The sequence below is a fragment of the Amycolatopsis sp. cmx-4-83 genome (genome assembly GCF_046548815.1).
Lineage (GTDB): Bacteria > Actinomycetota > Actinomycetes > Mycobacteriales > Pseudonocardiaceae > Amycolatopsis > Amycolatopsis pretoriensis_A.
In genome coordinates this window covers 20,062-46,406 of sequence record NZ_JAEBEF010000021.1, presented here as the reverse complement: position 1 = coordinate 46,406, position 26,345 = coordinate 20,062, and the positions used below count along the sequence as shown (strand labels likewise).

Genomic DNA, 26,345 nt, shown 5'->3' with positions numbered 1-26,345 from the left:
AGCCTAGTGGTCACAGGTTGACGGAAGGTGACGGGCTCGGGCCACCGCGTCGGCGGCGCGGCGGCCGACTTCGGACGCGAGGTCCGCCGGGCTCTCGACCAGCACTTCCCCGCCCTGGCCGAGCACCAGGCGCACCATCCAGGACTGGTCGGCGTAGCGCATCCGGATCCGCAGCCGGCCGCCCTCGAGCTCGTCGAGCTCCTCGCACGGGTAGTACTCGGCTACCCAGCGTGCGTCCGGGTCGAGGACCAGCACCGCCTCCCGCTGATCGGGACGCTGGCGGAAGACACCGTCGGAGATGTCGGTCGGGTGGGCGTGCGCGGGCGGCCGCGACGGCTCGCCGAGGACCGTGAGCTCGTCGATCCGGTCGAGCCGGAACAGCCGGACGCCCTCGGCGCGGCGGCACCAGGCTTCGAGGTAGCCGACCGCCTGGACGATCAGCAGCCGCATCGGGTCGACCGTGCGCTCGGTGATCTGGTCCTTCGACGCGGTGTAGTAGCGGATCCGCAGCGCCCGGCCGTCCTGCAGGGCCCGGGCGACCTGCTCGCGGGTCCGCGCGGTCTTCTCGCCCTCGCGCACTCCCCCGCCGACGACCACGCCGGCGGGCTGCGCCTGTCCCGCCGCGGCCTCGATCTTGGCGATGGAGCGGCGGACGGCGTCGCCGTCGACCACGCCCGGCGTCTCGGCCAGCGCCCGCAGCGCCACGAGCAGCGCGGTCGCCTCACCGCCGGTGAGCCGCAGCGGGCGGTTCATGCCGGCGTCGTGGGTGACGACGATCGTGTCGCCTTCGAAGGACAGGTCGATCAGGTCGCCGGGCCCGTAGCCGGGCAGCCCGCACATCCACAGCAGCTCGAGGTCCTTGCGCAGCTGCTTCGGCGTGACGTCGAAGTCGTGCGCCGCCTCGTCGATGCGGATGCCGGGGCGCGCCAGCAGGTACGGCACGAGCGCGAGCAGTCTCGGCATCCGGTCGGTGGACCCGCTCACAGCGCGCTCACCTGCCGGGCGACGACGGCTTCCAGCCGGTCCTGGACCGACTTCGCCAGCACGTCCGGTTCGAGGACGACGACATCGGGGCCTTGCGCGCTGATCCAGTCGGCCGCCGACTCCGGGTAGAGCAGGCCGATCTCGACCAGGTCGCCTTCATCGCCGTCGACGGTCGCGCGCCCGACCACGGTGCCGCGGCGGCGGACGCCCGCGGCGCGGCCGTCGGCGACCCAGACCCGGGCGGTGGTGACCGGCGCGGGTTCGCTGCCGCCGGTGGCCGTGACGAGCTTGAGCAGGTTGACGCCCTCGGGGCGGCGCACCTCGCCGGGCTTGCCGACCGGGCGGACCTGGCCGGTGACGCGGGAGAGGCGGAAGCAGCGGGTGGCGCCGCGATCGCGGTCGTGCCCGACGACGTACCAGCGGGCCCGCCACGACACCACGCCCCACGGCTCGAGCGTGCGCATGATGCGCTCGGGCGAGCCGCTGCGGCGGTACTCGAAGCGCACGGCCTGCCCGCTCTGCACCGCGGCCAGCAGCGGCCCGAACGCCGGTTCGGCGCGCACCCGCGGCTCGACGACGGTGGGCGCCTGGTCGTCGACCTCCAGGCCGGCCGCGCGCAGCTTCACGAGCGCGCCCTGCGCCTGCCCGGTTAGCTCCGGGGAGTCCCACAGCCGCGAGGCGAGCGCGACCGCGGCGGCTTCGTCGGGGGCGAGGTCGATCTCGCCGAGTTCGTAGTCGCGGCGGGCGATGCGGTAGCCCTCGATGGCGTCGAAGGCGGAGTTGCGGCCGGTCTCCAGGGGGATGCCGAGTTCGCGGAGCTCGGTCTTGTCCCGCTCGAACATCCGGAAGTAGGCCTCGTCGCTCGCCGCGTCGCCGTAACCGGGCACGATGCCGCGGATCCGCTCGGCGGTCAGGTACTGCCGGGTGGACAGGAGGGCCAGCACGAGGTTGACCAGCCGTTCGGCGCGGGCGGTGGACACCCGGTAGAGCCTAGCCCGCGCCGCCCGGCCCGATCGTGAGGTCCGGTGTACGCGCGTCGTAATCGGTGCGCGCGGCGTCGACGGCGTCGAAGTTCGCCTCCGCCCAGTCCTTGAACCCGGCCACCAGCGCGCGCAGCGATTCCCCCAGTGGCGTAAGGGAATAGTCGACGCGGACGGGCACCGAAGGCGTCACCTCGCGGTGCACGAGACCGTCGCGCTCGAGCACCCGCAGGGTCTGGGTGAGCATCTTCTGGCTGACGCCGGCGATGCGCCGCGAAAGGTCGCTGTAGCGCTGCGGCCCGTCACCGAGCGCGACCAGGATCAGGCTGACCCACTTGCCGGCGATCTCGTCCAGCAGCTTCCGGGTCGGGCAGGCGGCGAGGTAGGCGTCGTAGGCGGCCTTTTCGGCGTGCCGCCGCTGTTCCGCCGTGCGCGTGGGCACCGGGCGAACCTCCTGGTACGGGGGGGGGAACCTGCGAGTGCGTACTTCCCGTTGGAGAGTAGCTCCCCATACGGTCGCGGGGAAGGAGGTCCGATCGTGAGGGAGCAGAGGATGCGCGCGGTGGTGGTCCGGCGGTTCGGTGGCCCGGAGGTGCTGGAGGTGGCTGAAGTCCCGGTGCCGGAGCCGGGTCCGGGGCAGGTGCGGATCCGGGTGGCGGCGGCCGCGGTCAACCCGGTCGACCTCGCGACGCGGGCCGGGGTCCTGACCGCAGCGGGCGTGATCCCGCCGCGGAAGGTGCTCGGCCTGGGCTGGGACGTCGCGGGTGAAGTCGACGCCGCGGGCCCGGGCGCGCGGTTCCGGCCCGGGGACACCGTGCTCGGCCTGCGCGACCGGATCGCGCTCCCGCTCGGCGCCTACGCCGACTACGTCGTTCTCGACGCCTCCGCCGTCGCTCTCGCGCCCCCTGGCGTCTCCCCCGTCGAAGCCGCGACCCTCCCGCTCAACGCGCTGACCGCGGCCCAGGCGCTCGACCTCGTCGAGAGCACCGGGACCGTGCTGGTCACCGGGGCGGCGGGCGCGGTCGGCGGGTACGCCGTCGCCCTCGCGCACGCCCGGGGGCGCCAGGTCGTCGCCGTCGCGGGCGAAGCCGACGAGGCCATCGTCCGGGGGTTCGGCGCCGACGAATTCGTCCCGCGCGGCCGGGACCTCGGTGAACGCGTGCGAGCCCGGGTCCCCGGTGGGGTGGACGCCGTCCTCGACACCGCGCTCCTCGGGCTGGACGCGCTCGACGCCGTCCGGGGCGGCGGCGAGTTCGTCGCTTTCGCCGCCGGGGCCGCCCCGATCCCGCTGCGCGGCGTCCGCGTCCGCACCGTGTGGATCCGCGCCGACGGCGAACAGCTCGCCGGGCTGGCCACGACCCTCCGGCCACGGGTCGCCGGCGTCCTCCCGCTCGAGAAAGCCCCGGCAGCGCACGAACGGCTGGCCGCGGGCGGGGTGCGTGGCAGGCTCGTCCTGACTCCCTAGCCTGGACGGCATGGATGATCGCGTACTCCTCATCACCGGTGCCTCGCGCGGGCTCGGCGCCGCCACCGCGCGGCTGGCCGCCGAAGCCGGGTTCAAGGTCGCGCTCGTGGCGCGCAGGGCCGAGTCCGTCACGGCGCTCGCCGCCGAGCTGGGCGAAGACCGGGCCCTCGCGCTCGGCGCCGACGTCGGCGACTGGCCGAGCGTCTCCGGGGCCGTCACGCGGGCCGTCGAGCGGTTCGGGCGGCTCGACGCGGCCTTCGCCAACGCCGGGATCGGCGTCGGGACGTCGTTCTTCGGCGACGACGACCCCGATCCGCGGGCGTGGGAGGAGATGGTGCGCACCAACGTCCTCGGCGCCGCCTACACCGCCCGCGCGGTGCTGCCCGCGCTGAAGGGAACCGCCGGGCACCTGCTGATCACCGGCTCGGTCGCGGGCCGCTACATCCGCAACGCCAGCCTCTACTCGGCGACGAAGTGGGCGGTGACCGGGATGGCCGGCGCGATCCGCGAGGAGGCCGTCGGCACCGGCGTCCGGGTCACGCTGATCAACCCGGGCATCACCGACACCGACATCCTCACCGACGAGCAGCGCACGAAGCCGATGCTGGCGGCCGGGGACATCGCCCGCGCGGTGCTCTACGCCCTCCAGCAGCCGCCCTCGGTCGACGTCAACGAGATCATGGTCCGCCCGACCGGCCAGGTGCTCTAGCGGCTCAGGCGGGCGACGCGGCCTTGGACACCACTGGCCCAGCAGCCCGCGCCGGCGCAGTCGACGCTGTCGAAGCTGCCGTCGTCGAACCGGGTCCAGTGCCGGCCGCCGTCGGGGCTGAGGTCGCTGCCACCGGGGCCGACGGCGAGCACGGTCCCGCCGCGCCAGGCCAGCCCGGAGCGGTACCCCGCGGGGTACTGCCCCGGGGTGGTCCAGGTGCGGCCGCGGTCGCGGGTCAGCGCGACGGCCGGGCCGGGCGCGTCCGGGCTCGCGAAGTCGCCGCCGATCGCGACCCCCTGCGACGGCGAGCGGAAGGTGAGGGCGAACACGCCCGCCGAGGGACTGCTCGGCAACGGCGTGCCGGAGGCGGTCCAGTGGCGGCCGCCGTCACCGGAGTGCAGGACGCGGGCGGTGGCACCGCCGCCGGTCGCGAGCCAGGCGTCGAACGGCCCCGACGTGGTGATGCACTGACCGCTGGCCGCGAAGCCCGCCTCGCCGGGCAGCGCGGGCGGGAAGCCGCTGTCGGGGACCTGCCGCCAGCTGCGGCCGCCGTCGAAGGTGGCCTGCACGCGGAAGTGCCCGTCGACCGGGTCGCTCATCGCCAGGCCGCGCCACGGATCGAAGAAGGCGAGGCAGTCGTAGAACGCGGCCGCGTCGGTGTTCTGGAACGCAAGGCGCCAGTGCGCACCGCCGTCGTCGGTCCGGTAGACGCGCGAATCGGTGCCGGGACCGATCGACAGCGTCACGGCGTGGTCGGCGTCGAAGGCCTCGATGTCGCGGAACTGGAGGGTCTCGGTGCCGGGCGGCCCGACGGACTTCCAGGTGGCCCCGCCGTCGGTGGTGCGCAGGACGGTCCCCTGGGTCCCGCTGACCCACGCGACGCGGGCGCTGACCGCCGAGAGGCCGCGGAACTGAGCGGTGACGCCCGTCGGTTTCAGCTCCCACTTCGGCGGGTGCTCCCCCGCCGAAGCCGGTGCCGCGACGGAGACCAGCAGGGCGAGCACGAGCAGCACGACACGCATGAGGCGATCCTGCCGCACCCGCCCGGCGACTTTCGTAGGGACACCGGGCGGGTGCGCCGGACTAGAGCGAGCTGATCAGGCGTTCCACGCGCTCGTCGACCGAGCGGAACGGGTCCTTGCACAGGACCGTGCGCTGGGCCTGGTCGTTCAGCTTCAGGTGCACCCAGTCGACCGTGAAGTCGCGGCCCGCGGCCTGGGCGGCGGCGATGAAGTCGCCGCGCAGCTTCGCGCGGGTCGTCTGGGGCGGGGTGTCCTTGGCGGCCTCGATCTCGCCGTCGTCGGTGACCCGGCGGACCAGGCCCTTGCGCTGCAGCAGGTCGAAGATGCCCCGGCCGCGGCGGATGTCGTGGTAGGCGAGGTCGAGCTGCGCGATCCGCGGGCTGGACAGGTCCAGGTCGTGCTTGTGCCGGTAGCGCTCGACCAGCCGGTGCTTGATCGCCCAGTCGATCTCGGTGTCGATCTTGCCGAAGTCCTGCTGCTCGACCGCGTCCAGCGCCCGGCCCCACAGCTCGATCACGCGCTCGTTCGCCGGCGTCGTGCCGTTCTCCTTGAGGTGCTGGACGGCCCGGGCGTGGTATTCGCGCTGGATGTCCAGCGCCGACGCCTCGCGCCCGCCGGCGAGGCGCACCTGGCGGCGGCCGGTGAGGTCGTGGCTGATCTCGCGGATCGCCCGGATCGGGTTGTCCAGGGTGAAGTCGCGGAACTGGACGCCGGCCTCGATCATCTCGAGCACCAGGTTCGCCGAGCCGACCTTGAGCATGGTCGTCGGCTCGGCCATGTTCGAGTCGCCGACGATGACGTGCAGGCGCCGGTAGCGCTCGGCGTCGGCGTGCGGCTCGTCGCGGGTGTTGATGATCGGCCGCGAGCGGGTGGTCGCGCTCGAGACGCCCTCCCAGATGTGTTCCGCACGCTGGGAGAGGCAGTAGACCGCCCCGCGCGGCGTCTGGAGCACCTTCCCGGCCCCGCAGATGAGCTGCCGGGTCACCAGGAACGGCAGGAGCACGTCCGCGATCCGGGAGAACTCACCCGCGCGGGTCACCAGGTAGTTCTCGTGGCAGCCGTAGGAGTTGCCCGCGGAGTCGGTGTTGTTCTTGAACAGGAAGATGTCGCCGCCGATGCCCTCGTCGGCGAGCCGCCGTTCGGCGTCGACCAGCAGGTCCTCGAGGATGCGCTCCCCGGCCTTGTCGTGCGTGACCAGCTGGACGAGGTCGTCGCACTCGGCCGTCGCGTACTCGGGGTGCGACCCGACGTCCAGGTAGAGCCGTGAGCCGTTCGACAGGAAGACGTTCGATGAGCGTCCCCAGGACACGACCCGCCGGAAGAGGTAGCGCGCCACCTCGTCGGGCGAGAGCCTGCGCTGTCCGTGGAAGGTGCACGTGACCCCGAACTCGGTCTCGATGCCAAAGATCCGCCGCTGCATTCCACCAGAGTAGGCGCTGGACCCCCTTCGACGGTGCGCCGTTCGGGCGTCGACACGCCCCCGGTATGCCACAGACGGTGAAAACTCCCCGATTCAGGCACGATTGGAGCACTGCTCTTGACGTACCGGGGAAGGCGACTCCTTGACACACCAGCTCATCCAGGCCTTCCGGCGGGTCGGGCGCACCGACCGCGCCCTGATGCACCGCAGCGCCTCGCTACCGGCCACCACCGCCGACGACGCGCTGATGGTGCTGTCCAGATCGGCGAACAAGTCCCGCCTGTGGTGGGGCGTCGCGGCGCTGCTGGCCGCGCGGAAGGGCCCCACCAGGCGGGCCGCGCTGCGCGGGGTCGTCGCGATCGCCGGTGCCAGCGCCGTCGCGAACCTCATCGGGAAGCCGTTGTTCCCGCGCCGCCGCCCCGCCGAGGAAGAAGTGCCCATGCACCGCCGCCTGCGGAAACGCCCGACCTCCTCGTCGTTCCCGTCCGGGCACTCGGCGTCCGCGGCCGCGTTCGCGACGGCGGTGGCGCTGGAGTCGCCGCGCGCCGGGCTCGCCGTGGCCCCGCTGGCGCTGGCCGTCGCCTACTCGCGGGTGCACACCGGGGTGCACTGGCCCTCCGACGTCGGCGTCGGCCTGGCCATCGGCACCGGAGTGGGCCTGGCCACCCGGCACTGGTGGCCGCTGCACGACGACGTCCCCGCCCGCACGGCCCACGACGCCGACGCGCCCGAGATGGTCGACGGCGACGACATGCTCGTGCTGGTCAACCCGAAGTCCGGGATCGACGGCCAGGACCCGACCGAGGACGCCCGGCACGCCTGGCCGAAGGCCGAGATCCTCTACCCGGACCCCGAGCAGGACCTGATCGCCCAGCTCGAGAGCGAGATCGACGCCCGCGGGACGGTCCGCGCGCTCGGTGTCGCGGGCGGCGACGGCACCGTCGCCGCGGTCGCCGCGGTCGCCGCCGAACGCGACCTGCCGCTCGCCCTGATCCCAGCGGGCACGCTCAACCACTTCGCCCGCGACGTCGGCGTCAGCTCCATGCCCGACGCGGACGCCGCGACCGAGCTCGGCAACGCCGTCGGCATCGACCTCGGCGAGGTGGAGATCGAGGAAAGCGACGGAGACACCGCGCACCGCTGGTTCGTCAACACCGCCAGCCTCGGCGGCTACCCGGAGATGGTGCGGCTGCGGGAGAAGCTCCAGGAGAAGCACCCCAAGTGGCCGTCGGCGGCGATCGCGCTGGCCAGGACGCTGCGGCACGCCAAGCCGCTGACCGTCCGGCTCAACGGCAAGCTCACGCAGGTGTGGCTGCTCTTCGTCGGCAACGGCACGTACGCGCCGAAGGGGTTCGCCCCCAGCCGGCGGCCCGCGCTCGACACGGGCCTGCTGGACATCCGGTACCTGCGCGCCGACCTGCCGTACTCCCGCGCCCGGTTCCTGGCCGCGATGCTCACGCGCACGCTGGCCGCCAGCCACGTCTACCAGGAGCTCGACCTGCCCGAGCTGGACGTCGAACTGCTCGACGGCCACCGCCGCGTGGCCACCGACGGCGAGGTCGGCCCGCTCGGCAACCGGTTCCGCTTCCGGTCCCGCCCCAGCGCGCTCACCATCTACCGGCTTTGACGGCGCTTTACCTTCTCTCAACGAACCCACAGGCACCTCTGGCTAGCTTCGTGATCGAGGTGCGGGCGATCATGCCCGCGGCCAGGGGACGAGCGGGGACGCGATGGACGGGCACGGGGTGGCGCGCGCCTTTCACGGCGCCGCCACCGATCCGGTGCTGCCGGGCGACGTGACCGCGCGGGCCCGCGACCTGGGCCCGCTCGAGTCGCCGTTCATCTGGCTGACCCTCGCTTCGGCCGCCGTCGCCGTGCTCGCCGTGGTCGTCGCGCTCTGGTACCGCCGCCGGGTGCGGCGCTGCGGGTTCACCGCGTTCGGCGTGCTCCTGCTGCTCGCCGCGGTGACCGCGCTGAACAGCTACGTCGGGTACGTCCGCACGTCCGACGACCTCGCGCGCCTGCTCCAGAAGGGCCCCGGGCCGGTCAACCTGGCCGGGCGCCTGCTCGACGACGGCAAGGAAGCCCCGTCGGCGCCGCGGCCCAGCACGGCGACCGGGACCGCGACCACGGGCGCCGGCCAGCGCGTCGACGTGCTGAACGTGCCCGACCCCGCGCACGGCGTCCCGTCGGGCAGCAACTACGTCGTCCTGCCGCCGGGCTACGACAAGGACACCGCCCGCCGCTACCCGGTCGTCTACCTCATCCACGGCTACCCGTTCGGCGGCCCCCGCGACTGGCTCACCTCCGGCGACGCGCCGGGGACGCTCCTGGCGCTGCAGCAGGCCGGCGTCATCGAACCGATGATCGTGGTCAGCGTCGACCTGACCGCCGGCGTCCCCAGCACCGACTGGGAGTGCCTCGACGTCCCGAACGGCCCCCAGCTGGAGACGTACCTGACGGCGACCGTGGTCCCGGCCGTCGACCACCACTACCGCACCCTCGCCGACCGCGGCCACCGCGCGCTGGGCGGCATGTCCGGCGGCGGCTTCGGCGCGCTGAACATCGGGCTGCACCACGTCGACGAGTTCGCGACCCTGGTGATCGCCCTGCCCTACGACGACCTCAACGACTCGGTCGGCATCCTGGCCGGCAACCAGGCCGTGATCGCCGCCAACACCCCGCGCCGCTACCTGCCGACCATGAAGTTCACCGCGCCGATCTCGGTGATGCTGGCGGTCGGCACCGGCGCACCGACCGACGTGACGACGGCCCGCCGCATCGCGGACGCCCTGCGCGCCCGGGGCCAGGAGGCGGTGGTGCACGCCGAGCGCGGCTTCAACCACACCTGGCACACGGCGCGGGCGACGCTGCCGTACCTGCTGGCGTTCGCCGACCAGAACTTCCGGGCCTCCCCCGCGACGTCCTGAAAGCCGGTTGCGCCGCCCGAGACCCTGGAGCATGGACCTCGCGATGCACTACGCCACCGGACCCGACGAAGCCCGCCGCCTCACCCGCACCCCGCACGGCAGGCTCGAGTTCCTCCGCACCCGGGAGCTGATCCGCCGCTTCCTCCCCCCGCGCGCCCGGGTCCTCGACGCCGGGGGCGGGACCGGCGTCCACGCGGCCTGGCTGGCCGCCGACGGGCACGAGGTGCACCTGCTCGACCCGGTACCGGCCCACGCCGGCCAGGCACGCCGGCACCCCGGCGTCACCGCCGTGGTCGCCGACGCCCGCGCGCTGCCCGTGGCGGGTTCCCGCTGCGACGCCGTGCTGCTCCTCGGTCCGCTGTACCACCTCGTCGAGCGGGCGGACCGCGCTCGGGCGCTCGCCGAAGCCCGCCGGGTGCTGCGCCCGGGCGGCCTCCTCGTGGCCGCGGGCATCAGCCGCTACCTGTCCCTGCTGGAGACCGCCACCGCGGGCACCCTCACCCCGGACCGGGAGGAGCGGATCCGGGCGGTGATCACCACCGGCGCGTACGACGGCCACGCCGGGTTCGTCCCCACCCACTGGCACACCGCCACCGAACTCCACGGCGAAGTCTCGGACGCGGGGTTCACCGGCACGGCCGTCTTCGGCGTCGAAGGCCCCGCCTGGCCCGCGCTCGACGTCGCGGGCCTCGACCGCTTCGACGACCTGGCCGAGCCGGCCCTGCGCGCGGCCCGGATCGCCGAACGGGACCCGCACCTCGTCGACACGAGCGCCCACCTGCTCGCCTTCGCCCGCCGCTGAACGCGGAAGCGGGGCGCGGCCACCGGCCACGCCCCGCTTCCGTGCTTCTGAGTTACTCGCCTTCCGGCTTCGCCTCAGGCTCCTCGCCCGCCGGGTCCGGGACCGGGAGCAAGGCGTCCAGCGCTGTGCCGGTCAAGCGGCGGAACGCGCGGCGCGGGCGGTCGCGGTCCAGGACCGCCACCTCCAGCTTGATCGGGTCGGCTTCGCCGTTGCCGTTCGCCGCCGCCGCGGTCGACGAGCCGGACGAAGACGACGTCGCCGCCGTCGACGGCTGGGTCGGCGTGCGCAGCGCGGCCACCGCCACGCCGAGCGCCGCCTGCAGGTCCAGGCCGTCTTCGAAGGTTTCCTTCAGCTTCGCCGCGATCTTCTCGTTCTGCCCGCCCATGACCACGTACTGCGGCTCGTCGAAGATCGAGCCGTCGTAGGTCAGCCGGTACAGCTGGTCCTCCGCCGCGCTCGCGCCGACCTCCGCGACGCAGACCTCGACCTCGAACGGCTTCAGCTGCTCGGTGAAGATGCTGCCCAGCGTCGCCGCGTACGCGTTCGCCAGCGCCCGCGCGCTCACGTCGCGCCGGTCGTACTGGTAGCCCTTGAGGTCGGCGTGGCGGATGCCCGCCACGCGCAGGTTCTCGAACTCGCTGTAGCGCCCGACCGCCGCGAACCCGATGCGGTCGTAGATCTCGGACACCTTGTGCAACGTCGCCGACGGGTTCTCCGCCACGAACAGCACGCCGCCCGCGTACTTCAGCACCACCACGCTCCGGCCGCGCGCGATGCCCTTGCGCGCCAGCTCGGAACGCTCCCGCATCAGCTGCTCGGGAGAGGCATACAACGGCATCGTCACGGTGTGCGCTCCAGGTCTTCCGGTGTTCCCATGTTCACTGTCGGCTCCGCGTCAGGCGAGCCGGCGCTGCTGGCGCTCGATCCGGCCGGCCACGACGGCCTCGGCGACCGCCGCGGTCTCCGACTCCGGCAGCTGCACGGCGCCGTGCTCCGCGGTGATCGTCACGACGCTCGGGAAGATGCGCCGCACGAGGTCCGGGCCGCCGGACGCGGTGTCGTCGTCCGCCGCGTCGTACAGCGCCTCGACCGCCACCCGGATCGCGCCTTCGACGTCGGCGTCCGGGTCATGCAGCTTCTTCAGCGCCGACTTCGCGAACAGCGAACCCGAGCCGATGCCCGCGTAGCCGCCGTTCTCCTCGTAGCGGCCGCCCGCGGCGTCGTACGAGACGATCCGGCCCGCGTGCTTGGCGTCCTCGGCCTCGAGGTCGTACCCCACGAACAGCGGGATCGCGGCCAGCCCGGCCATCGCCATCTCGAGGTTCGCCTTGACCATGCCGGCCAGCTTGTTCGTCTTGCCGTCCAGCGACAGCGAAACGCCCTCGATCTTTTCGTAGTGCGCCAGCTCGACCGCGTACAGCCGGACCATTTCGACGGCCAGCCCCGCCGTGCCCGCGATGCCGACCGCCGAGTACTCGTCGGTGACGTGCACCTTCTCGATGTCGCGGCTCGCGATCAGGTTCCCCGACGTCGCCCGCCGGTCACCCGCGATCAGCACACCGCTCGCGAACGTGCAGGCCACGATCGTCGTCCCGTGCGGCACGCCCAGATCGGCCACACCGCCCGTCACGCGCCGCTCCGGAAGCAGCTCCGGCGCCTGTACCCGCAAGAAGTCCGCAAACGACGACGTCGCCGACGAGAAGTACGCGGCAGGCAGCGCGGGACCCGAGATGCCCCTGGTGTTGTCCATACGTGCTCAAAAGTCCCATCTGTGCGGGCCGGAGCCCCGCGCGCGCCAACGGCCACGCGGAACCCCGGCCGCCGGCTGAACGGTCGGCAAGGGCGCAGTGCCCCGGTGCGGCTACTCGCCGCCCTTCTGCACGTAGGCCCGGACGAAGTCCTCGGCGTTCTCTTCGAGCACGTCGTCGATCTCGTCGAGGATCGTGTCGACGTCCTCGCCTAGCTTTTCGCGCCGCTCCTGACCCGCCGCGCCGGTGTCGTCGAACTCCTCGTCGGAGTCACCACCGCCGTGCTTTTCGATCTTTTCCTGGGCCATCTCGCCTCCCGGTGTGGCTGATGTTTCCTAGCCTACCCAGCGGCCCCGACATTCGGGGTCACGCCGCGATCGCTGGTGCGTCCCGCCTAGTCCGAACCGGTGAGCGCTTCGACCAGCTCCTCGGCGGTCGCCGCGTTGTCCAGCAACTTGCCGACGTGCGCCTTCGTCCCCCGCAACGGCTCCAGGGTCGGGATCCGCACCAATGACTCCTTGCCCACGTCGAAGATGACCGAATCCCACGACGCGGCCGCGATCGACGCCGCGTACTTCTCCAGCGCCCGGCCCCGGAAGTACGCCCGGGTGTCCGACGGCGGGGTCGTGACCGCGGCGAGCACCTCCTCCTCGGAGACGAGCCGCTTCATCGAGCCGCGCGTCACCAGGCGGTTGTAGAGGCCCTTGGCCAGCCGCACGTCGGAGTACTGCAGGTCCACCAGGCGCAGCCGCGGCGCGCCCCAGGCCAGGCTGTCGCGCTGGCGGTAGCCCTCGAGCAGCCGCAGCTTCGCCGGCCAGTCCAGCCGGTCCGCGCACTCCTGCGGGTCGCGGGCCAGCGCGTCCAGCACCTCGCCCCAGACCCGGAGCACCTCTTTGGACGCCTGGTCGGCGTCGATGCGCTCCAGGTTCTGCGAGGCGATCTCGTGGTAGGCGAACTGCAGGTCGAGGCCGGAGTACTTCTTGCCGTTCGCCAGCGCGACCTGCACCTTCAGCGTCGGGTCGTGGCTGATCTGGTGCACGGCCTTGACCGGCTCGTCGAGCTTCAGGTCGTCGAAGCGGATGCCCGACTCGATCAGGTCCAGCACCAGCGCCGTGGTGCCGACCTTCAGGTACGTCGAGTACTCCGACATGTTCGCGTCGCCGATGATGACGTGCAGCCGGCGGTACTTGTCCGCGTCCGCGTGCGGCTCGTCGCGCGTGTTGATGATCCCGCGCTTGAGCGTGGTCTCCAGGCCGACCTCGACCTCGATGTAGTCCGCACGCTGGGAGAGCTGGAACCCGGCCTCTTCACTCTGCTGGCCGATCCCGACCCGGCCCGAGCCGGTCACGACCTGCCGCGACGCGAAGAACGGCGTCAGCCCGGCGATCACCGCGGTGAACGGCGTCGACCGCGCCATCAGGTAGTTCTCGTGCGTGCCGTAGCTCGCGCCCTTGCCGTCGACGTTGTTCTTGTACAGCTGCAGCTGTGGCTGGCCGGGGACGGACGCCGCCTTCAGCGCGGCCTCCTCCATCACCCGTTCACCCGCCTTGTCCCAGATGACCGCGTCGCGCGCGTTCGTCACCTCGGGCGCCGAGTACTCCGGGTGCGCGTGGTCGACGTACAGCCGCGCCCCGTTGGTCAGGATGACGTTCGCCGCGCCCAGGTCCTCGACGTCCGGGTCGTGGCCCGGCCCGCCGGGGCCGGTCAGGTCGAACCCGCGCGCGTCCCGCAGCGGGCTCTCCACCTCGTAGTCCCACCGCGCCCGGCGGGCCCGCGGGATGTCGGCCGCGGCCGCGTAGGCCAGCACGACCTGGGTCGAGGTGAGTACCGGGTTCGCCGTCGCGTCGCCCGGCACGGAGATGCCGTACTCGACTTCGGTTCCCATGATCCGCCGCATGTCCCCACCCTACGGGGTCGGCCTAGTGGAACGATGCACCCATGCCAGGCAGTGACGAACTCGTTGCCCTCTATGACCAGGCGGGCTCGGTGGTCGGCGAGACCACCCGCGCCCGCGTCCGCGCCGAGGGCCTGTGGCACGCCGCCGGCGTCGTCCTGGTCCGTTCGGGTGACGGAAAAGCCGTTTACGTGCACCTCCGCACCCCGGGGAAGGACGTGTTCCCCTCCACCTGGGACTGCTGGGCCGGCGGCGTGGTCGCCGCGGGCGAGACGCCGGCCGAGTGCGCCCGCCGCGAACTCGCCGAAGAGCTCGGGGTCCAAGGGGTGGAACCCGTTCCGCTGTTCACCAAGGTCTACGACGACGGCCGCAACCGCTGCCACAACTTCGCCTTCGAGGTCCGCTGGGACGGCCCGATCCACCACCAGGCCGAAGAGATCGTCGAAGGCCGCTGGATCCCGCTCGAAGAGCTGCGCGCCTGGATCGACGACCCGGCGCCGGCGCTGCCCTTCATCCCCGACGGCCGCGAAGGCGTCCAGGAGTGGTTCCGCCGCTACGGCTGAGCGGTGAGCTTCGCGGTCATGGCGGGCAGCAGGCGCTTGGCCGCGTCCACGGCCCGCGTCCCGGTGCTCGCCGAGACCGTCAGCTCGGACACGAGCGCTCCCTTGGCCAGCAACACCGTGCAGGTCTTGCCGTCGCTCCAGGCCTGCTGCCGCTCGACCCCGGGCTGGACGGGAACTCCCACCAGCTTGCCAGGGGGGCACTCGTTGTCCGCGACAGCCTGGGCGGCCGAGGAGTCCGGGAACACCACGACGCGGTGGCTCAGCACCGACCCGCTGGGGTAGCGCCAGGTCGCCGTCCGGCTCCCCGCCGACGGCCCGTCCGCCAGACATCCCGCCACCTCGTTCGAGGCCGGTTGCACACCTTCCTCCGCGACGTCCGCGTCGGACAGCAGCGCGGGCTCCGCGAGCAGACCGGGATCGGGTTCCGGCGGCGTGACCGGGACGGCTTCCGCGGGGCTCACCGGCGTTTCGACGGTCGTGACCGGCGCGGACGTCGGCGCCGGATCGTCGTAGTACGTCTCGAGGTTGTTCGGATCGGGCCCTTCGCAGGCCGTCAGGCCCACCAGCGCGACGGCGGCCAACGCGACCACCTGACGATGACGCACCCGGCCTCCTGTCGTCGGTTTCGTGCCTGCGAAGGGTAGTGCAGCCGCTCAGTCCCACTGCAACGAGGACCGGTGTCGCCAGTACTCCTGCGGATCCTCGGCGAGGTCCGCGAGCGCTCCTCGCTCCTCGGCGCTCAAGGCAAGCGTGGTGGCCCGCAGGTTCGCCGCCAGCTGGGCCGGGCTCGCCGGGCCGATGACCGCGCGGTCCGCCCAGTCCTGGCCCAGCACCGCGGCCACGGCGACCGCGTCCGGCCCCGTGCCGTGCGCCGCGGCGATCTCCCGCACCGCCGCCGGCGCCTCGACCGCGAGCCGGCCGTTGGCCAGGGTTTCCTTGACCAGCACCCGGTTTCCGGCCGCGTGCGCCGCTCCGAGGGCACGTCCGGCGGAGGGCTCCAGGAGGTTCCACGTCGACTGCACCGCCGAAAACACCGGCCGCCCGGCCACTTCCAGCGCGAACGCCCGCTCGATCGCGTCCGCCTGCCGCGGCCCGGACGTCGAGAACCCGACCGCCACGCCGTTCGCGGCGAGCTCCGCCAGCGCCTCCACCAACGGCTCGTCGGTGAACAGTGGACTGTCCACAGTGAGCGAATGGACCTGGTAGAGCCCGACCCGTTCCCCCAGCAGCGCCAGGGTTTCCGCCCACTGCGCGGCGAACCGCGCCGCCGAGTGCTCCTTCACCTCGTGCACTTCGGCGTCGAGCCGCCACTCCCCGACGTAGGCGTAGCCCCACTTGCTCGAGACCTCGACGTCGGCGTGGCCGCGCTCGGCGAGCCAGCCGGCCAGGAACTCCTCCGAGCGCCCGTAGGACCGCGCGACGTCGACGTGCCGGACCCCGGCCGCATAGGCGTCGTCGAGCACCTCGAACGTCGCCGCGCGCATCGATTCGACGTCCCGCGCCGGCGGCAGCGCCCCCTCGCGGCCCAGGTTGATGTACGCGGGCCTGCCGAGCGCCGCCAGGCCGAGCGCGATGCGGTTCACGCCGTGGCCTTGTGCCGGAGGATGGCCAGCCACTGGCCGGAGTTCTGCGCCTGGCGGTGGAGTTTTTCGAGCCGGGCGGCCGGGGCCCGGACGTAGCCCTTGCCGAACACGGGAGCGATCTGGCGGAGGCTCGCGCCGCCCTCCCGCGCGGCCAGGAGCAGCCAGTCCGAGGCGTCCGCGCAGGCGGCCGACGCGCGGCGAAGCTCCCCGAGCAGGTCGATGAGCTCCTGGGCGCCCACCTCCCCCGCCTCGACGGCGGCGGCCGTCGTCTCGAGCCAGGCCAGGACGTCCGATTCGGTGATGGGCGCGCGCGGCCGCCCGGTTTCTTCGCTCACGGCCCGGAAGTATAGGTCGTTATACGCCGGTATGGTGGGAGGGAAGCCATGACGACACGCACCGAATCCGAGCCCGGCGTCGAGCACCTGCTCGACGTCTTCAAGGCGTTAGCGAACCCCGTGCGGCTGCAGGTCCTGCAGTGGCTGCGGGAGCCGGAGCGGCACTTTCCGGTCGAGCGGGCGATCGCCGACCCGGTCGAGGTCGGCGTGTGCGTGAGCCACATCCAGGAGAAGCTGGGGCTCGCGCAGTCGACCGTGTCGGCCTACATGGCCTCGCTCCAGCGCGCCGGGCTGGTCCGGGCGACGCGCGTCGGCAAGTGGACGCACTACAAGCGCGACGAGGCCCGGATCGCCGAGTTCGTCGCCGTTCTCGGCCACTCCCTCTGACCTCTCCCCCGTCCGTTCGGCGACTCCCGTCGGCACGTCACATCGTAAATATGCGATACTTCGATTCATGGGTACGATCGAGGGCATGCGGCTCGGCCGCTACGGGATCTGGACGTTCGACTTCGAGGACCAGCCGGCAGGCCTGATCCGGGACTCCGTGCAGGAGCTCGAAGAACTCGGCTGGCCGGCGATCTGGGTCCCGGAACGGGACGGGCGCGAGGCCCTCACCCACGCCGGGTTCCTGCTGTCGGTCACCGAGCGGCTCACCGTCGTCAACGGGATCGCGCAGATCTGGTCGCGCGAGCCGCGCTGGACCCGGGCCGGCGCACAGCTGCTGGCCGAGGCCTACCCGGACCGCCACCTGCTCGGCCTCGGCTACGGCGCCGGCAAACCCGGCACCCGCCCGCTGCGGGCGATGAACGACTACCTCGACGCCATGGACGCCGTCCCCGCACCGGGAACGCGGCGCCTGCTGGCCGCGTACGGCCCGAAGATGCTGGAGCTGGCCCGCGACCGGTCGGCGGGTGCGCACACCTACCACGTGACACCCGAGCACACTGCCCAGGCACGCGAAATCCTCGGCGAGGAACCGTTCCTCGGCGTCGAACACGCCGTGCTGTTCGAGCCGGACGCGGCCAAGGCCCGCGAGCTCGCCCGCGCGCACCTGCACCCGTACCTGACCTCGGAGTACAACGTCGCGAAGTTCCGGCGCCTCGGCTACTCCGAGTCCGACATCGACGGCGGCCGCGGCAGCGACCGGCTCGTCGACGACCTCGTGTTCTGGGGCGAGCCGGAGCAGGTGATCGGCAAGCTGCGCGCGCACCTCGACGCCGGCGCCGACCACGTCGGCATCCAGATGATCGGCCTCGAAGCGGGCACCACCGCGATGCCGCACTGGCGTCGGCTGGCCGAAGCACTGCTGCCCGCGGCAATATAGGGCGTTATACACAACGGTGAGGTCCGAAAACCGCTGGCTTCGAAACCCGCTGTCCGGTTTGACTGCGCCCATGCGACTGGCGGGTTTCGGGGTCACGGTGCGGTTCGCGCTGCTGGCCGTGGTCTGGGGTGCGAGTTTCCTGTTCATCAAGGTGGGCCTCGGCGGCCTCTCACCCGCCCAGGTGGCGCTCGCCCGCGTCGCACTGGGTGCGCTCGCGCTGGCCTTCGTGCTGGCCGTGCGCCGCCGCCCGCTGCCCCGCGATCCCGTGCTGTGGGGCCACCTCGCGGTCGTGTCGGTGCTGCTGTGCGTGGTGCCGTTCCTCTTGTTCTCGTGGGCGGAACAGTACATTTCGTCCGGTTTGGCCAGCATCTTCAACGCCACCACGCCGCTCATCACGATGCTGCTGGCGGCCGCGGCGCTGCCCGAAGAACGGTTCACGCCCCCGAAGGTCGCCGGGTTGCTGCTCGGCTTCCTCGGGGTGCTCACGATCGTCGGCGTGTGGCACGGCGTCGACGTCTCGCACCAGCTGACCGCGCAGCTCGCCTGCCTCGGCGCGACGACCTGCTACGGCGCTTGTTTCGTGTACATGCGCCGGTTCGTCTCACCACGCGGGACGGACCCGGTCGTCGTCGCGTTCGGGCAGACCGCCTCCGCGACCGTCCTCTTGGGGCTGCTCGCCCCGGCCATCGCCACCGCGCCGGTGCACCTGGACCTCGCGGTGGTGGCGAGCATGGTGGCGCTCGGCGTGTTCGGCACGGGTCTCGCCTACGTCTGGAACGTCCGCATCATCGCCGCCTGGGGCGCGGCCAACGCCTCGGCGGTCACGTACCTGACACCGGTCGTCGGGGTGCTGCTCGGCGTGCTCGTGCTGGGCGAACCGGTGAGCTGGAACCAGCCGGCCGGCGCCCTGCTCGTGGTGCTGGGCATTTTGGCCGCCCACGGACGGCTACGGGTGCGCCGCCCCGCCGGGCCGGAACTCATCCGCCGCTAGACACGCCGATGGGACGGTCGCCGAAGCGGCCGCCCCATCGAGCGCTCGAACCTACAGGTACTGACCGGTGTTCGTGGCGGTGTCGATCGCCCGCCCCGAATCCTGGTTCTTGCCGGTGACGAGCGTGCGGATGTAGACGATCCGCTCGCCCTTCTTGCCGGAGATCCGGGCCCAGTCGTCCGGGTTGGTGGTGTTGGGCAGGTCCTCGTTCTCCGCGAACTCGTCGACGATCGCGTCGAGCAGGTGCTGCACGCGCAGACCCGGCTGCTGGGTCTCCAGCACCGACTTGATCGCCGACTTCTTCGCCCGGTCCACGATGTTCTGGATCATCGCGCCCGAGTTGAAGTCGCGGAAGTACAGGACTTCCTTGTCCCCGTTGGCGTAGGTCACCTCGAGGAACCGGTTCTCGTCGCTCTCCTCGTACATCCGCTCGACGGTGTGCTGGATCATCGCGTCGAACGTCGCCTTCGGGTCCCCGCCGAACTCGGCGAGGTCGTCGGCGTGGATCGGCAGGCCTTCGGCCAGGTACTTGGAGAAGATGTCCTTCGCGCCTTCGGCGTCCGGACGCTCGATCTTGATCTTGACGTCGAGCCGGCCCGGCCGCAGGATCGCCGGGTCGATCATGTCTTCGCGGTTGGAGGCGCCGATGACGATGACGTTCTCCAGGCCTTCGACACCGTCGATCTCCGACAGCAGCTGCGGCACGATCGTGGTCTCGACGTCGGACGACACGCCCGACCCACGGGTCCGGAAGATCGAGTCCATCTCGTCGAAGAACACGATCACCGGGGTGCCCTCGGAGGCCTTTTCCCGCGCCCGCTGGAAGATCAGGCGGATGTGCCGCTCGGTCTCCCCGACGAACTTGTTGAGCAGCTCGGGACCCTTGATGTTCAGGAAGTAGGACTTCCCGTCCTCGTTGTCGCCCCGCGCCGCCGCCACCTTCTTGGCCAGCGAGTTCGCCACGGCCTTGGCGATGAGCGTCTTGCCGCAGCCCGGCGGGCCGTAGAGCAGGACACCCTTCGGGGGCCGCAGCTGGTACTCCTGGTACAGGTCCGCGTGCAGGAACGGCAGTTCCACCGCGTCCCGGATCTGCTCGATCTGCCGGGTGAGGCCACCGATGTCCTCGTAGCGGACGTCCGGCACCTCCTCCAGCACCAGGTCCTCGACCTCCGCCTTCGGCACGCGCTCGTATGCGTAGCCGGCCTTGGAGTCGACCAGGAGCGAGTCGCCCGGCTTGAGCGGCTGCTCCGCCAGCAGATCGGAGAGCAGGACCACCCGCTCCTCGTCCGCGTGCCCGACCACCAGCGCGCGAAGGCTGCCGCCCTCGACGTCCGGCGCGAGCACCTCGCGCAACGCGCACACCTCGCCGGTGCGCTCGAAACCGCCGCCTTCGACGACGGTGAGGGCCTCGTTGAGCCGCAGCGCCTGGCCGCGGCGCAACGACGAGATCTCGACCGCGGGCGATACCGACACCCGCATCTTCCGGCCCGCGGTGAAGACGTCCACCGTGTTGTCCTCGTACGCCTCGACGAAGACGCCGTACCCGGACGGTGGCTGGGCCAGCCGGTCGACCTCTTCACGGAGAGCGAGGAGCTGTCCTCGCGCTTCGCGCAGCGTCTCGACCAGTTTGGTGTTGCGTTCGGTGAGCTGGCTCACCCGTTCCGAGGCCTCGGCGAGTCGTTGTTCGAGAACTCGGTTCTGCCGTGGCGAGTCCGTCAGTTTGCGGCGCAGCAGCGCCACTTCTTCCTCGAGAAAACGGATCTGCCGAGCCTGCTCGTCCGCCGTCGTCCCAGCTCCGGATGTTGCTGAAGGGTCGGCCTCCTCGCGCCGACCTCCGGGAAGGTCATGATGCATCGGGCACCTCCTCGGAGTGCTTTTCATTCCACGGTACCGGCGATCACCGACAAGAAAAGGCCTTTCCGGATCACAAGATCGGCGCGTCGCGGTTCGCCGGCCTTCCCCAGCACGGACATTCCCGCAGCGCAAGCGGCCATTTCGGTGCCGTGGCACGGGTGTGTCGCGGGTCTTTCCGGGCCGGGGTGAAGCAAGCACGCAGGGAGTACCCCGTCCCCGCGGTGCCCAACCGGCGGGACACCGGGCATTTCCGGCCAGTTCCGCCCTAACCGCGCGGCGGACGGGCCCGGTGGCTAGCATCGGGCCGACGTCGGCACCGTCTGCCGGGTCTTCGAAGGACGCTAGGGGGCACCACTCATGACCTACCCGCCGCAGCAGCCGGGCGGCTACGGCCAGCAGCCCGGGGGCTACGGGCAGCAGCCTGGGCCCTACGGCCAGCCCCAGCAGGGCGGCTACCCCCAGAGCGGACCGCAGCAGCAGCCGGGCTACGGCGGCACCCAGCAGTTCGGCCGGCCGGACCCGTACGGCCAGCCCCCGCAGGGCGGCCAGCCCGATCCGTACGGCCAGCCCCAGCAGGGCGGTTACCCGCCCCAGACGGGCTCTCAGCCGCAGCAGGGCTACCCGCAGTACGGCCAGCAGGACCAGTGGGGCCAGCCCCAGCAGCAGGGTTTCGGCGGCTACGACCAGTACGGGGGCGGCGGCTTCGGCGACGCGCCCCCGCCCAAGAAGAAGAAAACCGGGCTCATCGTCGGCATCGCGGTCGGCGCGGTCGTCCTGGTCGGCGGCGGCGTGACCGCAATCGTCCTGGCCACGAAGGGTGACGACACCACCACCGCCGCCCCGCCGGCCAGCAGCAGCTCGGCCGCCCCGACGTCGGCGCCCAAGACGTCCGCCTCGAAGCCCAAGGCCACCTCGCCGACCCGGCCGTCGACCAGCAGCAGCAAGCCCGCGGGCGGCCCGGCCCCCGCCGGCCAGGCCAGCTCGAAGGAGCTGTTCGACACGACGATCACGGCCTACAACGCCAGCGACGAGAAGGCGCTCGGCGACGTCATCTGCCGCAGCGTCTACGAGGGCACCACCGGCGACATCCCGAAGGTCACGGTCAAGCTGACCGGCGAGCCGCAGGAGACCGGCGACAAGGCCACCGTGCGCTACTCCGCCACCGACGGCAGCAAGACCAAGGTCGGCACCATGTCGGCGCAGAAGGAATCCGGCCTGTGGTGCCTGTCCAACGTGAAGGCGGACGGCTCGTGAGCCGCCGTCGTCGGTGAAGCGCGCGCTCGTCGCCGGGCTGGTCCTGCTCGGCGTGGCCGGCGCGGGTGTGGTGCTGGGACTGCTGCTCGTGGCGCCGTCCGGTGCCCCGCCCGCCCCGTCGAGCACGCCGCGGCCGGCCCGGCCGTCGGCGTCCCCCTCGCCCAGCGCGATGGACACCGCGGCGGTCGGGGTGCTGGCGAAGGCGATCGTCGAGGCGATCGTCCGCCACGACTCGGCGGCGTTCGGCAAGCTGACCTGCCGCCCGCAGAGCGCCGAGGCCCTCGCTGGGCTGCAGCGGACATGGGACGCGGCCGGCCCGGTCACCGCGACGCTCGCGGAACCCCCCGAGGTGCGCGGTGAGTCCGCGACCGCGAAGGTGCACGTCGAGGCGGTGGGCGGCACGAAGGACACGCCGTTCCCCCTGCACAAGGAGAACGGCCGGTGGTGCGTGCCGGGTTAGCCCTTGCCCTTCGCCGGACGGCGTGACACGCGCGGGGACACGGTGCCGTCGGCCAGCCGGCGCGCGGTGAGCAGGAACGCCGTGTGCGCGACCATCCGGTGGTCCGGGCGGACCGCCAGGCCCACGACGTGCCACGGGCGCATCAGCGTCTCCCACGACTCCGGCTCGGTCCAGCACTGCTGCTCGCGCAGCGACTCGGTGACCCGCGAGAGCTGCGTCACGGTCGCGACGTAGACTGTCAGTACGCCACCCGGTACCAGGTGCGCGGCCACGTTCGGCAGCTGCTCCCACGGCGCCAGCATGTCCAGCACGACCCGGTCGACCTCGCCCTCGTGCGAAGCCAGGTCGGCGACCGTGAGCGACCAGTTGGCCGGCTTCTCGCCGAAGAACTTCACGACGTTGTGCTCGGCGTGCGCGGCGTGGTCGTCGCGGATCTCGTAGGACTGCACGGTGCCGGCCGGGCCGACCGCGCGCAGCAGCGAGCACGTCAGCGCGCCCGAACCGGCACCCGCTTCGAGCACGCGCGCGCCCGGGAAAATGTCGCCCCACATCACGATCTGCGCGGCGTCCTTGGGGTAGATGACCTGCGCGCCGCGCGGCATCGAAAGCACGTAGTCCGGCAGGAGGGGGCGCAGCGCGAGGTACGTGGACCCGCCCGCGGACGTGACCACCGAGCCCTCGGGACGGCCGATCAGGTCGTCGTGGGCGAGGCCGCCGCGGTGCGTGTGGTACTCACCGCCGTCGGCCAGCGTCAGGGTGTAGTGGCGCCCCTTCGAGTCGGTCAACTGCACCCGATCACCCGCGCGAAACGGTCCGCTGACCGACAACACTTCCTCCTGTACCCCGAATGGCCGACGACAGATCTTCGCAGGCCGCCCGGGGCGCGGCGTCAGCGGGTGCGGCGGTTCAGCGCGGCCCGCAGGTCGTCCCGGCGCAGCACGCCCGCCGGGCGCCCTTCGTCGTCGACGACGAGGAACTGCCACGCGGCCGTCTCGCGGACCCGCTCGACGACGTCCTCCCCCGGCTCCGACGCCAGGAGCACGGTCTCGGCCCGGATCGGCTCGGCCGCCAGCTCGGCCGGCGCGTGCGGTGAGGTGCCCGCGAGCCGTTCGGCCGCACCGGTGTCCAGCAGCCCGGCGGCGACCCCGTCGGCGCGGACCAGCACCACGCCCCGGCCCGCCGACGCGGCCAGCGCGTCCGACACCGGGCTTTCGGCGGGCAGCTGCAGCACCGGCCGGACGAGTTCGCCGAGCACCAAGCCTTCGGGCCACGTGCGGCGCGCTTCGGCGGCCAGCTCCGAGCGGGCGCCGAGGATCACGAACCACGCCGTGACGACGCAGACGCCCAGCCGCAGCCAGCGGTCCGGGCTAGCCGTGGCCAGGCCCCACAGCGCCCAGACGAGCAGCCCGGCGGCCACGACCGCCCCACCGGCGACCGCGGCGCGGGTCCCCTTCGCGCGGATGCCGGTGGCCGCCCAGACCCCGGCGCGGACCAGCCGCCCGCCGTCGAGCGGAAGTCCGGGCAGGAGGTTGAACACGCCGACGGCGAGGTTCGCGACCGCGCATTCGGCGACCAGGAGCCAGACCGCGCCGTCCGACGGCACGGCGAACATCAGCAGGCCGCAGAACCCGCCGAGCAGCAGCGAGACGACCGGTCCGGCCGCCGCGACCAGACCTTCCTGGCCGGGGCGCTTCGGCGTGCGAGCCACTTCGGACAGGCCGCCGAGGAGGAACAGGCGCAGCCGCCGCACGGGGATCCCCAGCCGCAGCGCGACCAGGCAGTGCCCGAGCTCGTGCGCGAGCACGGAGAGCCCCAGCAGCACCGCGAACGCGCCGGCCAGCAGCCACGACGTCAGCCCCGAGGCATCCGGGAGCAGCCGCCCGACGAGCGGTGCGTAGAGAACTACGACGATCAGCGACCCGATCCACCAGGACGGCGCCAGCAGCACGGGCACGCCGGCGACCCGGAACAGCACGAGGCCACCGTCCGAGCGGACGGCCTGCCGGGTGCCCCCGGTGCCCTGCTCACTGGTCGCGGCCATGCGGAGAGCCTAGAGCCCCCGGTGTGGGGAGCGGGTGATCCGGCCCGGATGGTGTCGCACCCGCGTGTCCTGAGCGGTCCGCAGCGTCGTGGGGGATGTCGTGAAAGGGTCGTTCATGTCGTCTGGCGAGGTGAACGACCCTTTCATGACATGCGGGCGGGCGGCGCCGGGTCGCTTTCCCCACCTCGGCGCCGGTGCGGGCGTTGCGGTCGCCGGAACTGTCGTACCCCGGCGTTACGCTCTGCCCATGCCCGACGCCGACACCGTCACCACGGAACCCCCAGCCTCCGCCGTCGCCACGCAGGTGCGCCGGCGGCCCGCGTTGTCGCCGTCGAGGGCCAGTGACTTCAAACAGTGCCCGCTGCTCTACCGGTTCCGCGCGGTCGACCGGCTGCCCGAGGTACCCACCAAGGCGCAGCTGCGGGGCACGCTCGTCCACTCGGTGCTGGAGCGGCTGTTCGCGCTGCCCGCCGCCGAGCGCGTCCCCGCGCAGGCGCGGGAGCTGCTGGGCCCGGCGTGGACGGACCTGTCCGCGGACCGTCCGGAGTGGACCGAGCTGTTCGACACCGAAAAGCCCGACGACCACGCGGACTGGCTGCGCTCGGCGGAAAAGCTCCTCGACGCCTACTTCGAACTCGAAGACCCGCGGCGGCTCGAACCCGAAGCGTGCGAGCTGCACGTCGAAATCGAGCTCGGCTCCGGTGTCCTGCTGCGCGGCTACATCGACCGCCTCGACGTCGCGCCGACCGGCGAAATCCGGGTCGTGGACTACAAGACCGGTGCCGCGCCGCGGGAAATCGGCGAGGCCAAGGCGATGTTCCAGATGAAGTTCTACGCCGTGGTGCTGTGGCGGCTGCGCGGGATCGTGCCGCGGCAGCTGAAACTCATGTACCTGACCGACGGCCAGTCCCTCGCCTACACGCCCGACGAAGCCGAGCTGCTGCGTTTCGAGCGCACCCTCGAAGCCATCTGGCAGGCCATCCTCAAGGCGGGCAAGACCGGCGACTTCCGCGCCAACAAGAGCAAGCTGTGCAACTGGTGCGACCACCAGGCGCACTGCCCCGAGTACGGCGGCACGCCGCCCGCCTACCCCGGGTGGCCGGAGCCCGACGCGGGCGACGAGACGCCGCTGGACCGGGCCGACTGATGGCCGACGCGTTCTACGTCCCGCGCGGCGAAGGCCGCTACTCCGCGACCGCGCACACCGCCGGCCCGTGGTCTTCGGAGTCGCAGCACTTCGGGCCGCCGTCGGCGTTGCTGGTGCGGGCCCTCGAAACCGTCGAACCCGCGCACCCGGCCGAACTGGCCAGGGTCACCGTCGAAATCCTCGGGCCGGCCCCGGTCGCCGAGCTCACCGTGCGGGCCCGGGTGGAGCGCCCCGGCCGGTCGGTCGAGCTGCTGCAGGCCGAGCTGGCGAGCGCGGAGCGGGTCGTGGCCCGTGCGTCGGCGTGGCGGGTCGCGACTTCCGACACCGCCGAGATCGCCACCGACGGCGGCCCGATGCTGCCGGCGCCGGACAGCGTCACGGAGTCGCCGTGGCCGGAGGGCTGGCAGAGCGGCTACCTCGACGCGGTGGAGTGGCGCGCGGTCCGCGGCGGCATGGACGTGCCCGGCCCGGCGGCGGTCTGGGCCCGGCAGCGGGTCCCGCTGGTCGACGGCGAGGAGCCGAGCGGGCTGCAGCGGCTGTTCACCGTCGCCGACTCCGGCAACGGCGTGTCCAACTTCCTCGACCCGCGGCAGTGGTGGTTCATCAACTCCGAGCTGACCGTGCACGTGCGGCGGGTGCCCGAGGGCGAGTGGATCGGCCTGGACGCGGTGACGCTGGTCGGGCGGCACGGCACCGGCACGGCGACGAGCATCCTGCACGACGCGAGCGGCCCGCTGGCGACCGGCGCGCAGGCGCTGATGGTCCGGCCGCGACAGGCCGGGGGCGGATAGCCACCCACAACGGCCCCGGATCCAATAACCTTCGCGGAACGACCGACT

General features: G+C 72.5%; 28 protein-coding genes. 13 read left to right on the top strand and 15 right to left on the bottom strand.

Annotation, left to right across the window (positions count from 1 at the left end):
* Positions 1–3 precede the first annotated feature (3 nt).
* Genes ACLJQM_RS45040 through ACLJQM_RS45030 form a run of 3 tightly spaced genes read right to left on the bottom strand, consistent with a single transcriptional unit; the run spans position 4 to position 2,406 of the window.
* Positions 4–984, bottom strand: a complete 981-nt coding sequence (locus ACLJQM_RS45040) for a helix-turn-helix transcriptional regulator (RefSeq protein ID WP_360781918.1) — start codon at positions 982–984, stop codon at positions 4–6.
* Complete coding sequence (locus tag ACLJQM_RS45035; protein WP_247023273.1) at positions 981–1,964, bottom strand: helix-turn-helix transcriptional regulator; 984 nt, start codon at positions 1,962–1,964, stop codon at positions 981–983. The genes ACLJQM_RS45040 and ACLJQM_RS45035 overlap by 4 nt, the downstream gene beginning before the upstream one ends.
* Positions 1,965–1,974: 10 nt before the next feature.
* Entirely contained in the window at positions 1,975–2,406 is a 432-nt protein-coding gene (locus ACLJQM_RS45030; RefSeq protein WP_247023272.1) for a winged helix-turn-helix transcriptional regulator, read from the bottom strand.
* Positions 2,407–2,517: 111 nt separating this feature from the next.
* Between ACLJQM_RS45030 and ACLJQM_RS45025 the strand changes: the two genes are divergently transcribed.
* Both ACLJQM_RS45025 and ACLJQM_RS45020 read left to right on the top strand, forming a co-directional pair.
* Positions 2,518–3,429 carry an NADP-dependent oxidoreductase gene (locus tag ACLJQM_RS45025; RefSeq protein WP_410636361.1) on the top strand — a complete coding sequence of 304 codons (912 nt, stop codon included), beginning with the start codon at positions 2,518–2,520 and terminating at the stop codon, positions 3,427–3,429.
* A 10-nt stretch (positions 3,430–3,439) separates the two neighbouring features.
* On the top strand, positions 3,440–4,138 hold the full coding sequence (locus ACLJQM_RS45020; RefSeq protein WP_360781914.1) for an SDR family oxidoreductase: 699 nt from the start codon (positions 3,440–3,442) through the stop codon (positions 4,136–4,138).
* Here ACLJQM_RS45020 and ACLJQM_RS45015 read toward each other — a convergent pair.
* On the bottom strand, positions 4,135–5,160 hold the full coding sequence (locus tag ACLJQM_RS45015) for a WD40/YVTN/BNR-like repeat-containing protein (RefSeq protein WP_410636282.1): 1,026 nt from the start codon (positions 5,158–5,160) through the stop codon (positions 4,135–4,137). The genes ACLJQM_RS45020 and ACLJQM_RS45015 overlap by 4 nt on opposite strands.
* A 61-nt stretch (positions 5,161–5,221) precedes the next feature.
* Positions 5,222–6,580: a Pup--protein ligase gene (pafA, locus tag ACLJQM_RS45010; RefSeq protein ID WP_247023269.1), complete on the bottom strand. Its 1,359-nt coding sequence runs from the start codon at positions 6,578–6,580 to the stop codon at positions 5,222–5,224.
* Between the two features lie 199 nt (positions 6,581–6,779).
* On the opposite strand from pafA, the gene ACLJQM_RS45005 reads away from it, so the two are divergent.
* From ACLJQM_RS45005 to ACLJQM_RS44995, 3 genes are all read left to right on the top strand, one after another.
* Complete coding sequence (locus tag ACLJQM_RS45005; RefSeq protein WP_410636360.1) at positions 6,780–8,207, top strand: bifunctional phosphatase PAP2/diacylglycerol kinase family protein; 1,428 nt, start codon at positions 6,780–6,782, stop codon at positions 8,205–8,207.
* A gap of 103 nt (positions 8,208–8,310) precedes the next feature.
* Positions 8,311–9,510 carry an alpha/beta hydrolase gene (locus ACLJQM_RS45000; RefSeq protein WP_410636281.1) on the top strand — a complete coding sequence of 400 codons (1,200 nt, stop codon included), beginning with the start codon at positions 8,311–8,313 and terminating at the stop codon, positions 9,508–9,510.
* A 31-nt stretch (positions 9,511–9,541) separates the two neighbouring features.
* Positions 9,542–10,312, top strand: a complete 771-nt coding sequence (locus tag ACLJQM_RS44995) for a class I SAM-dependent methyltransferase (RefSeq protein WP_410636280.1) — start codon at positions 9,542–9,544, stop codon at positions 10,310–10,312.
* 52 nt (positions 10,313–10,364) lie between these two features.
* On the opposite strand, the gene prcA is transcribed toward ACLJQM_RS44995, so the two are convergent.
* The 4 genes from prcA to dop form a co-directional block, all read right to left on the bottom strand.
* Positions 10,365–11,156: a proteasome subunit alpha gene (gene prcA, locus ACLJQM_RS44990; RefSeq protein ID WP_360781903.1), complete on the bottom strand. Its 792-nt coding sequence runs from the start codon at positions 11,154–11,156 to the stop codon at positions 10,365–10,367.
* A gap of 51 nt (positions 11,157–11,207) precedes the next feature.
* A complete protein-coding gene (prcB, locus tag ACLJQM_RS44985) occupies positions 11,208–12,062 on the bottom strand; it encodes a proteasome subunit beta (RefSeq protein WP_410636279.1) in 855 nt (284 codons plus the stop codon).
* A gap of 111 nt (positions 12,063–12,173) precedes the next feature.
* Positions 12,174–12,368, bottom strand: a complete 195-nt coding sequence (locus ACLJQM_RS44980) for a ubiquitin-like protein Pup (RefSeq protein WP_013226725.1) — start codon at positions 12,366–12,368, stop codon at positions 12,174–12,176.
* 86 nt (positions 12,369–12,454) lie between these two features.
* A complete protein-coding gene (gene dop / locus ACLJQM_RS44975; RefSeq protein ID WP_247023263.1) occupies positions 12,455–13,957 on the bottom strand; it encodes a depupylase/deamidase Dop in 1,503 nt (500 codons plus the stop codon).
* A 41-nt stretch (positions 13,958–13,998) separates the two neighbouring features.
* Between dop and ACLJQM_RS44970 the strand changes: the two genes are divergently transcribed.
* Entirely contained in the window at positions 13,999–14,517 is a 519-nt protein-coding gene (locus ACLJQM_RS44970) for an NUDIX domain-containing protein (RefSeq protein ID WP_247023262.1), read from the top strand.
* Here ACLJQM_RS44970 and ACLJQM_RS44965 read toward each other — a convergent pair.
* From ACLJQM_RS44965 to ACLJQM_RS44955, 3 genes are read right to left on the bottom strand one after another with little or no spacing between them, the layout of a single operon-like run.
* Positions 14,508–15,122, bottom strand: coding sequence for a hypothetical protein (locus ACLJQM_RS44965; protein ID WP_410636278.1), 615 nt, complete (start codon positions 15,120–15,122; stop codon positions 14,508–14,510). The genes ACLJQM_RS44970 and ACLJQM_RS44965 overlap by 10 nt on opposite strands.
* Positions 15,123–15,170: 48 nt before the next feature.
* Complete coding sequence (locus tag ACLJQM_RS44960) at positions 15,171–16,100, bottom strand: aldo/keto reductase (protein WP_410636277.1); 930 nt, start codon at positions 16,098–16,100, stop codon at positions 15,171–15,173.
* On the bottom strand, positions 16,097–16,435 hold the full coding sequence (locus ACLJQM_RS44955) for a hypothetical protein (protein WP_247023259.1): 339 nt from the start codon (positions 16,433–16,435) through the stop codon (positions 16,097–16,099). The genes ACLJQM_RS44960 and ACLJQM_RS44955 overlap by 4 nt, the downstream gene beginning before the upstream one ends.
* 48 nt (positions 16,436–16,483) lie before the next feature.
* On the opposite strand from ACLJQM_RS44955, the gene ACLJQM_RS44950 reads away from it, so the two are divergent.
* The 3 genes from ACLJQM_RS44950 (at position 16,484) to ACLJQM_RS44940 (ending at position 18,750) form a co-directional block, all read left to right on the top strand.
* On the top strand, positions 16,484–16,822 hold the full coding sequence (locus ACLJQM_RS44950; protein WP_360781895.1) for an ArsR/SmtB family transcription factor: 339 nt from the start codon (positions 16,484–16,486) through the stop codon (positions 16,820–16,822).
* Between the two features lie 67 nt (positions 16,823–16,889).
* Positions 16,890–17,759 (top strand): TIGR03620 family F420-dependent LLM class oxidoreductase, encoded by an 870-nt coding sequence (locus ACLJQM_RS44945; protein WP_410636276.1) that lies wholly within the window; start codon positions 16,890–16,892, stop codon positions 17,757–17,759.
* Between the two features lie 70 nt (positions 17,760–17,829).
* Complete coding sequence (locus ACLJQM_RS44940; protein ID WP_410636275.1) at positions 17,830–18,750, top strand: DMT family transporter; 921 nt, start codon at positions 17,830–17,832, stop codon at positions 18,748–18,750.
* A gap of 51 nt (positions 18,751–18,801) precedes the next feature.
* Here the strand turns inward: ACLJQM_RS44940 and arc are convergent, their stop codons facing one another.
* Positions 18,802–20,604 (bottom strand): proteasome ATPase, encoded by a 1,803-nt coding sequence (gene arc / locus ACLJQM_RS44935; RefSeq protein ID WP_247023256.1) that lies wholly within the window; start codon positions 20,602–20,604, stop codon positions 18,802–18,804.
* A gap of 357 nt (positions 20,605–20,961) precedes the next feature.
* On the opposite strand from arc, the gene ACLJQM_RS44930 reads away from it, so the two are divergent.
* On the top strand, positions 20,962–21,858 hold the full coding sequence (locus ACLJQM_RS44930) for a hypothetical protein (protein WP_410636274.1): 897 nt from the start codon (positions 20,962–20,964) through the stop codon (positions 21,856–21,858).
* Between the two features lie 13 nt (positions 21,859–21,871).
* Positions 21,872–22,318 (top strand): hypothetical protein, encoded by a 447-nt coding sequence (locus ACLJQM_RS44925; RefSeq protein WP_360781888.1) that lies wholly within the window; start codon positions 21,872–21,874, stop codon positions 22,316–22,318.
* Here ACLJQM_RS44925 and ACLJQM_RS44920 read toward each other — a convergent pair.
* Positions 22,315–23,145 (bottom strand): tRNA (adenine-N1)-methyltransferase, encoded by an 831-nt coding sequence (locus tag ACLJQM_RS44920; protein ID WP_410636273.1) that lies wholly within the window; start codon positions 23,143–23,145, stop codon positions 22,315–22,317. The genes ACLJQM_RS44925 and ACLJQM_RS44920 overlap by 4 nt on opposite strands.
* A 62-nt stretch (positions 23,146–23,207) precedes the next feature.
* Positions 23,208–24,359 (bottom strand): M50 family metallopeptidase, encoded by a 1,152-nt coding sequence (locus ACLJQM_RS44915; RefSeq protein ID WP_410636272.1) that lies wholly within the window; start codon positions 24,357–24,359, stop codon positions 23,208–23,210.
* A 247-nt stretch (positions 24,360–24,606) separates the two neighbouring features.
* Here ACLJQM_RS44915 and ACLJQM_RS44910 point away from each other — a divergent pair, with 247 nt between their 5' ends.
* The gene (locus ACLJQM_RS44910) at positions 24,607–25,506 is read left to right on the top strand and encodes a RecB family exonuclease (RefSeq protein ID WP_247023251.1); all 900 of its coding nucleotides are present in this window, start codon (positions 24,607–24,609) and stop codon (positions 25,504–25,506) included.
* Positions 25,506–26,297, top strand: coding sequence for a thioesterase family protein (locus ACLJQM_RS44905; protein WP_410636271.1), 792 nt, complete (start codon positions 25,506–25,508; stop codon positions 26,295–26,297). The genes ACLJQM_RS44910 and ACLJQM_RS44905 overlap by 1 nt, the downstream gene beginning before the upstream one ends.
* The last annotated feature ends 48 nt before the right edge of the window (positions 26,298–26,345 follow it).